Raw genomic sequence first — 7,933 nt, 5'->3', positions numbered from 1 at the left:
GATCGTCCTGCCGCGACCCCCTCAGCCGCCTGCGGCGGCAGCTCCCCCGGAGGGGGAGCGGGGGCGGAGCTGCGCTCACGGCCGCCGCCGTGACGCGCTCTTTGGGCAAGAAAAAAATTTTTGGAAAATGTAAACGAGATTCGAGAGACGAAAACGAAACGAGCCGACAACTACACCAGTTCGAAGAAGTCCGAGATCTTCGTGAGCAAATTCTCTTCGTTGTGGGGCGTTTCCTCGGCGGTTTTCTGCAGGCCGCGGAAGGCGTTGCGGTCGCGGTGCTGCACTTCGGCGACGCGCTCGGAGAGGCGCTGGGCGAGGTCGGGCTTTCGCTCGAGCAGGAGCTGGAACATTTCCTTGTCGAGCACGAGCAGCTCGGAGTCGGTGCCGGCGACGGCGTCGTAGGGCCAGGGCTCGCCGGTGAGCAGGGCGAGCTCGCCGAAGGACCAGCCCGGGCCCATGCCCTCGAGAATGACCTCGCCTTCCTGCCCGCCCTCAAGAAGGATGTGAATGACGCCGCGGGTGATGAGGTAGAAGCAATCGCCGCTCTTGCCCTTGCTGAAGATAACTTCACCCTGGGCGCGCGTTTCGAAGCGGGCGTTTTCGGCGAGGAAGTGCATCTCGTCCATTTCGAGGGTGTTGAAGAGCAGCATCCCCTCGACAAGAAGCAGGGATTCTTCCTTGCGCAGGCGCTGCGCGTCGTTGTCGGCGCCGCCGGCCAGCAGGGGCAGGGGCTCGCCCGAATCCAGGGCGAAGCCGTAGCGCTTGAGGCGGTACCAGCAGAGCTGGAGGATGCGGTCCTCGACCCGGGCGTTGTCGCCGTAGTGGTCGATCCAGAACTCGATCGTATAGACCGCGTGCTTGCCATGGACTTCCTTGAGGCGCGCCACTGGGCGGTTCTGCCAGAGCACGCCGCGCGCCAGGCGGGCCGAGCCGGCCAGGATGCGGCAGACCTCTCCGGGAGGTGCCGAGATGCTCACCGGGACGCTCACCACCGAGCGGTGCAGGTCCTCGGGAGAGCTGAAGTTGATGATCGGCGCGTTGGCGATCGCCTTGTTGGGAAGCGTGACGTAGTCGTTGTAGGCCGAGCGGATCTTGGTCGTGCGTGATCCGGTGTCGACCACTTCGCCGACGAAGTCGGCGACCTTGACCATATCGCCGATGTGATAGGTGTCGTCGAGGTTGAGGGTGATGCCGGCAAAGAAGTCCCGCAGGCTGTCCTGGAAGGCGATGCCGCCCACGATGGCGACCACCGCGCCGGCCACCAGGATGCCGGTGACATCGACGGCGAAGTAGAAGTGCAGGATGGCCAGGCCCGAGGCGGCATAGAGAAAGCCGGTGATGACTTTCTGGATGAGATCGGGCATCCGCGAGTCGGGCGCCTGGGAGATATAGGTGGCATAGATGAGGGCCGAGACCATGCGGATGGCCAGCCACACCATGGCCAGGAAGAGCAGGGTCTTGGAGACCTCGTTGACGAGGATGACCTCGTACCCGCCGCGCACCAGGTTCAGGCTGATGTGCAGGGCGGCGGTGATGATGAGCGTGTGGATGGGCAGCGAGACGGCGCTGACGGCCTCGGGCTGCTCGGACATGCCCTTGAGAAAACGCAGGATGATCGTCGCCACCGCGCGCAGCGCGAGGTAGATGCCCAGGCTTGCTCCCAGGAAGATGATCCAGCGTACGAAAATGGAATGTTCGGCGGCCATTGCGGCGGTTGTGCCCCGACTCCCCCTCGGCCGGCTTGTTTGATCCTCAAGCGACCGGTTTCTCTTGAACGGCCAAGATGTTACGCTGTTGCGCAGTAGCTTCCAAGGGCAAGGAGTAAGAGTCGGTGGGTCCGGTCAGTCCCGCGGCATGGAACGATCCCTATTTCGTCAAGGCCATCTTCTTTCTGGGGGTGGCCACGGCGGCGGCGATCATCTTTGTGGGCCTGCCCGCGCTGCTGCGGCGCGGCAGCATCGGGCCCTGGCTGCTGCTCATTCTGGTGTTCTCGGGCCTTGGCTCGGTCGCCGTGATGGCCCAGCGCAATCCCGAGATCGCCCAGTCCATGGACGAGCTCCATCCCATGTTCCGGCCCGATCGCCCGCATGGGGACAAGCCCCGCGCCCTGGACGAGTTGCTGGGACTGCCCAATGTCTTTCCCAAGGTCGAGCGCGTGCTCGAACAGCTCCCCGAGTTCATGGTCAAGCTCGGCGCAGCGCTCGAACAGCTCACCCCGACGCTCACCCAGGCCCAGGGGATGATGACGAAGATCGACCCCATGCTCACCGAGCTGCAGATGTTCACCGCGCAGCTTCACGACATTCTCACCCGGATGGAACCCGCGCTGGTCGCCGCCGACAAGGCCGGTCCCGTGTTTGAGGAGGCCGCACCTTTCCTGCGCGAGGCGACGCCGCTGCTCAGTCAGGCGAGCCTCGTGATGACCCAGATGCAGCCCCTGCTCATCGACCTGCGCGCGGTGATGGGCGATACCCGCGCCTTTGCCGAGGGGCGCGACCTGCCGGCGCTCTTCGATCGATCGGCGCGCCTGCTCGGGCCGATGGAGGAGACCCTCGGCGGGGCAAGCGGGCTCTTCCAGGATCTGGCCTTCCTCGACGAGAACTGGCTGCGCCACTTCCTGCAGGTCGAGGGCGTGATCGGCTACGGCAAGCTCGGCTCGCCCGACATCCCCAAGGGTTCGGAGCCCACCGAGCCGCCACCGCTCAAGAAGTAAAAAGGGCGACGCAAGCGTCGCCCTTTCACGTATTCCAGACACTTGCCGGCCTAGCCGCGTGCGGCCTTGTCCTTGGCATTGGTGGACTTGATGGTCTCGCGAATGGCGGCCCACTGCTCGTCGGTGAGCTGGAGCAGGCGGCTGAAAGTGCCGCCGCCCATCATCCACTGCGCGCCGTCGATGGCGATGGTCTGACCGGTCAGATACTCGCACCCATCAGCCATGAGGAACGCGGCCAGGTTGGCCAGCTCGCTCATCTCACCCACGCGGCCCATCGGGATGGACTGGGAGTAATCGTTGGCCGCGTCGCCGCCCTTGCTCCCGCTCTGGGGGTTGAGCCGCTCCCACGCACCCTTCGTCGGGAAGGGACCCGGCGCGATGGCGTTGAGGCGAATGCGGTGGGGACCCCACTCGACGGCCAACGACTTGGTCATGGCGTTGATGCCCGACTTGCTCATGGCCGAGGGCACGACAAAGGGAGAGCCCGTCCACACCCAGGTAACCAGAATGGAGATGATGCTCCCCTTGCGGCCTTCCTCGAGCCACTTCTTGCCCACGGTGTTCGTGGTGTTGAAGGTGCCGTGGAAGACGATGCTCGCAATGGCGTTGAAGGCGTTGGCCGAGAGGTCCTTGGTGGGGGAGATGAAGTTGCCGGCGGCATTGTTCACCAGCCCGTCGAGCGGCCCGCCGCTCCAGATCTCATCGACGCGCGCGGCGATCTCATCGGCGTTGCGGATGTCGCAGGCCATAGGGATCACCTTGCCGCCGTGTTCGCGCATGATCTCTTCGGCGGTCTCGGCCAGCACGCCCGAGCGGCGGCCCCAGATGACCACCTCGGCGCCGAGCCTGGCGTACTTCTCCGTCATCACCCGGCCCAGGCCCGTGCCGCCGCCGGTCACCAGAATGCGTTTGCCCTTGAGCAGGTCGTCGCGAAACATTTCCATGATTTTCCCCTCATCTGGAGGCCCGCATCGTGGCGGGTCATCCGGCGCGCGCCCTGGCGCGCGGCAGTGGGGGGAGGCTATTGCCCCAAGTTTACGGTGTCAACATTGGGGCACCATCGATGGAATCGGGCTGCACGCGGCCTGTAACTCTGGTGTAGAATCCCTATCCTATGGACTTGCTGGTCGACATCATTCTGTTCTGCGTGGTCGGCTTCATGGTCGTGGGGCTGGTCACGCACCGGCGGCTCGAACGGCGCTGGGACGTGGCCGACTGGGCGCAGCTCATGGACTGGGCGCGTGGCTATCAGAGTCGCGGGCGCCTCTCGCTGGCCGAGCGCTGCCTGACCCACGCCATCGGCAGGGCCGCGACATTCCATGCCGACGATCCGCGCCGCGCCGAGAGCTATGCCGCGCTCGGAGCGCTCTACTTCGCCGACGCCGACTGGGAACGGGCCGAGTCGCTGATGGCAAAGGCCGTGGTCGCACGGCGCCGCGCGCTGGGTGAGTATCACGAGCAGGTGGCCAGGGACCTCAAGGACCTTGGCGAGATCTGGACCCATCGCGGCGACCTGGACGAGGCCCGGCGGCACTACCACCTTGCGCTCGCGGCAATCGAGCGCAGCGAAAGCCAGAACGCGGAACTGGTCGAGGCGATCGAGGGAGCAATGGCGGAGCTGGAGCCTGCCGAACGGGGCGAGGGAGAGTCTTGAGCGAGCAGCAAAGAGATGACGCGCGTCAGGGGTGGATGCTCCGGGTCTTCGACCTGTTCGGCAATCCGCTCGAATGGAGCTACGCCAGCCGCGCGTTGCTGATCATTTCCACGACCATCTTCTTCCAGTTTCTCTTCGTCGTCGAGGCGCGCAACCGCACGACCCCTCTGGAAATCACACGGGACCTTGATGCGGTTCGCTGGTTCGTCGACTGGGGCCGGCATCTGCCCTGGTATCCGCTACTTCTGATTTCGTTCTGGTTGCGCAAGTACAAACCCGATGCGCGCTGGTTCCTGTGGCTCACCTGCGTCTACTGGTACTTCACGATCGCGGTCTCGGGGTGGTTTTATGCGCCGATCGACGCAGCCCTGTGGATCTCCATGGTTGGCGTGACCCTGGTGCTCATGGTCATCGTCGAATGGTGGGTGGTCGGCGCTGGGCTCGTTCTGTTCTTCGTGCTCTACGAGGCCGGACCGGTTCTCTCACTCTATGGGTACGAGACCTACGCGCCGTTCTACTCGGCCGCGCGTTCGATGGCACCGGCCCTGCAGGTCAACTGGTGGAACGAGCTCTATCTGATGGTCTTGATGCTCACGATGGTGATCGTCTTCGCCTACATGATCGACCGCTGGCGCCTTCGCGAGCAAGGACTCGCCGAGGCCAACGTCGAGCTCACGCGGCTGACCTCGGCGCTGGAGGCTTCGCAGCAGCAGCTCGAACATCGCGTCGAAGAGCGCACCGAAGAACTGCGTCAGGCCAACCATGAACTGCAGGAGGAAGTGGCCAAGCGCCAGGTGATCGAGTCCGCGCTGCGCTTTACCGAGTATTCGGTCGAAAACGCCGCCGATTCGATCTTCTGGATCGGTGAGGATGGCAAGATCACTTCGGTCAATGCGCAAGCGTGCAATGCGCTCGGATACGCACGCGAGGAACTGATCGGCGCCACGGTGGACAAATTCTCGCCGCGCTGGGATGGAACGAACTGGGAGAACCTGTGGAAGCGCATGGAAGAATACGGGAGCCTGACTTTCCAGACGATCCACCAGCGCAAGGATGGTTCGAAGTTCCCGGTGGAGATCAAGCAGAGCTTCCTCATTTTTGATGAGACGCCCTACCTGTGTGCCTTCGTGCGCGACCTGACCGAACGCAAACAGGTGGAGGAAGACCGGCTGCGGCTCGAGCGCAAGCTGCTCGAATCCCAGAAACTCGAGAGCCTGGGCGTGCTCGCCGGCGGCATTGCGCACGACTTCAACAACATGCTCATGACCATTCTGGGTAACGCCTCGCTGACCCTGCTGGATCTGCCACCGGATGCACCCAGCTACCAGTACGTCAAAGCGGTGGAGACGGCGGCGCGCCGCGCGGCCGACCTCACCCAGCAACTGCTGGCCTACTCGGGACGCAGCGCTGTGCTGCAGGACGCAGTGAGCCTCAACGAACTCACCCGCGAAATGGCGGACCTGCTGCAGGTTTCCATCGGCAAGTCGGTGCAGCTCGCGTTCGAGTTCGATCCCGACCTGCCCGCGGTTCATGCCGACGCCACGCAGATCCGGCAGGTGGTGATGAACCTGATCGTCAACGCCTCAGAGGCGATCGGTGAAGAACGCGGCGACATTGTTCTGCGCACCTCGAAAGCGCATCTGGGCTCGGATGATCTCACCCGGCTTCGGGTGGGGCAGGGGCTCGACGAAGGCGACTACGTCAAGCTCGAAGTGCGCGATACCGGCAGCGGCATGGACCAGGCGACGCTCGAACGGCTCTTCGATCCCTTTTTCACCACGAAGTTCGCGGGCCGCGGCCTCGGCCTTGCCGCGACGCTGGGCATCGTGAAGTCCCACCGCGGCGGCCTGCAGGTCAGCACGCAGAGGGGCGGGGGCTCGTGTTTCGAAGTCTACCTGCCGGTGTTCTCCGCCACTGATGCGGAGGCGCACGAGCGCAGGCGCGAAACAAAGCCGACGCCGGAGGCGCCTGCAGGGGAAGCCACACGTGGTCCGGTGGCGGTGGTGGATGACGAGACCGATGTGCGTATTGCCACGCGCGAGCTGCTGGCGCGGCTGGGCTATGAGGTGCTGCTCTTTGAGTCGGGCGCCAGGCTGGTGCAATACCTGCGCGATCACCGCAAAGGGCAACTGCCCGTCTTTGCACTTCTGGATATGACCATGCCCGACTGGAGCGGGCCGGAAACCTTCAAGGCGCTGCTTCACGAATGCCCGGACCTGCCGGTTATTCTGATGAGCGGCTACGCCGAAGAAGACACCCTCAGCCAGTTCGGGTCGCACCGGCCGGCGGGCTTTCTGCAGAAACCGTTTGGAATGCAGCAGCTCAAGGCGGCAATTGCGCGCTGGATTGAGCCGGCGGATTCCCTGCAAACCTAGCGGGTAAAAACCTTGCGACGTGCGTCGAGATCGCGCTCCAGGCCGCTGCATACCACGTCACAGACTTCGAAAATTCCCGGATCGGCCACGCCGTAATAGACGCAGTTGCCTTCCTGGCGGCGGGTGACGAGCCCGTTCTGGTAGAGCAGGGACAGGTGTCGGGAGACATTGGGCTGGCTGGCGCCGGTGGCGCCCACGAGCTCGCCCACGGTGCGCTCACCCTCGCGCAGGCAGTTGAGAAGCCGCAGGCGAAGCGGATCGCCCATCAGGCGAAAGCGCTGCGCGACGGCCTCAAAGCCGCCTTCGGTCAGGATTTTGAGTGCTCGTGCCATCGTTGTTTCCTGGTCGCCGGCGGAAGACTCAGCGGCGACAGGGGCAGTATAGCAGAATATCGATACTTGACAATATAAATATTCAGTTATATTATTTCCAGGTAGCGAGGCACTATTGCAATGAGGTAGCGCCCGCATGGGAAAGGAGAAACAGACCATGTTGTTTCGCCAGCTCTTCGACCCCGAATCCTCTACCTACACCTACCTGCTCGCCGACGAGCAGAACCGCGAGGCCGTCATCATCGACCCGGTCCGCGACCAGGTCGAACGCGACGTCCAGCTCATCGAGGAGCTGGGCCTCAAGCTGCTCTATGTGCTCGATACCCATGTCCACGCCGACCACATCACCGGCGCCGGCGTGCTGCGAGGCCGCCTTGGCGCAAAGACCGTTGTGAGCAAACATGGCGGCGCGCCCTGCGCCGATGTCCCCGTCGACGAAGGCGACACCGTGAAGTTCGGCGCCTGCACGATCGAGGTGCGCTCCACGCCCGGTCACACCAATGGCTGCGTGACCTATGTGACCGGTGACAAGTCCATGGCCTTTACCGGCGACGCGCTGCTCATCCGCGGCTCGGGCCGCACCGACTTCCAGCAGGGCGATTCACGCAAGCTCTACCGCTCGGTGCGCGAAAAGATTTTCACGCTGCCCGATGAGACGAAGCTCTACCCCGGTCACGACTACAAGGGCCGGACTGTCACGACGGTCGGCGAGGAAAAGAGGTTCAACGCGCGCTTGGGACTGGACAAGAGCGAGGACGACTTCGTGGAGATCATGAAGAATCTCAAACTCGCGCAGCCCAAAAAGATTCAGGAATCGGTCCCCGAGAACCTGCGTTGTGGTCTTCCCGCGCCGGTCACG

At 63.8% G+C, this 7,933-nt stretch carries 7 protein-coding genes; 4 read left to right on the top strand and 3 right to left on the bottom strand.

The genetic code is table 11. From position 1 onward, the window contains the following. Positions 1 to 170: 170 nt before the first annotated feature. Positions 171 to 1,706: a mechanosensitive ion channel gene (locus tag KDH09_00505; GenBank protein ID MCB0218146.1), complete on the bottom strand. Its 1,536-nt coding sequence runs from the start codon at positions 1,704 to 1,706 to the stop codon at positions 171 to 173. Positions 1,707 to 1,831: 125 nt separating this feature from the next. Between KDH09_00505 and KDH09_00500 the strand changes: the two genes are divergently transcribed. Then, a complete protein-coding gene (locus KDH09_00500) occupies positions 1,832 to 2,713 on the top strand; it encodes a hypothetical protein (protein MCB0218145.1) in 882 nt (293 codons plus the stop codon). A gap of 50 nt (positions 2,714 to 2,763) precedes the next feature. Here KDH09_00500 and KDH09_00495 read toward each other — a convergent pair whose 3' ends face one another. Continuing rightward, complete coding sequence (locus tag KDH09_00495) at positions 2,764 to 3,651, bottom strand: SDR family oxidoreductase (GenBank protein ID MCB0218144.1); 888 nt, start codon at positions 3,649 to 3,651, stop codon at positions 2,764 to 2,766. A 176-nt stretch (positions 3,652 to 3,827) separates the two neighbouring features. Between KDH09_00495 and KDH09_00490 the strand changes: the two genes are divergently transcribed. After that, the gene (locus tag KDH09_00490; protein MCB0218143.1) at positions 3,828 to 4,367 is read left to right on the top strand and encodes a tetratricopeptide repeat protein; all 540 of its coding nucleotides are present in this window, start codon (positions 3,828 to 3,830) and stop codon (positions 4,365 to 4,367) included. Continuing rightward, positions 4,364 to 6,742 (top strand): PAS domain S-box protein, encoded by a 2,379-nt coding sequence (locus KDH09_00485; protein ID MCB0218142.1) that lies wholly within the window; start codon positions 4,364 to 4,366, stop codon positions 6,740 to 6,742. Before KDH09_00490 ends, KDH09_00485 begins: the two co-directional genes overlap by 4 nt. Here KDH09_00485 and KDH09_00480 read toward each other — a convergent pair. Next, positions 6,739 to 7,074: a helix-turn-helix transcriptional regulator gene (locus KDH09_00480; protein ID MCB0218141.1), complete on the bottom strand. Its 336-nt coding sequence runs from the start codon at positions 7,072 to 7,074 to the stop codon at positions 6,739 to 6,741. The two genes, KDH09_00485 and KDH09_00480, sit on opposite strands and share 4 nt — an antisense overlap. A gap of 157 nt (positions 7,075 to 7,231) precedes the next feature. Here KDH09_00480 and KDH09_00475 point away from each other — a divergent pair. Next, a partial coding sequence (locus tag KDH09_00475; protein MCB0218140.1) for an MBL fold metallo-hydrolase occupies positions 7,232 to 7,933 on the top strand: 702 nt, incomplete at its 3' end.

This window comes from Chrysiogenia bacterium, assembly GCA_020434085.1.
Classification (GTDB): domain Bacteria; phylum JAGRBM01; class JAGRBM01; order JAGRBM01; family JAGRBM01; genus JAGRBM01.
The sequence above is the reverse complement of the archived record's forward strand: the minus strand, read 5'-3'. Positions and strand labels throughout refer to the sequence as shown.

Bases quoted from the DNA above. Each gene is read 5' to 3' on its own strand.
- KDH09_00480 (MCB0218141.1), bottom strand. From the start codon at position 7,074: ATGGCACGAGCACTCAAAATCCTGACCGAAGGCGGCTTTGAGGCCGTC.
- KDH09_00505 (MCB0218146.1), bottom strand. From the start codon at position 1,706: ATGGCCGCCGAACATTCCATTTTCGTACGCTGGATCATCTTCCTGGGA.
- KDH09_00495 (MCB0218144.1), bottom strand. From the start codon at position 3,651: ATGTTTCGCGACGACCTGCTCAAGGGCAAACGCATTCTGGTGACCGGC.
- KDH09_00490 (MCB0218143.1), top strand. From the start codon at position 3,828: ATGGACTTGCTGGTCGACATCATTCTGTTCTGCGTGGTCGGCTTCATG.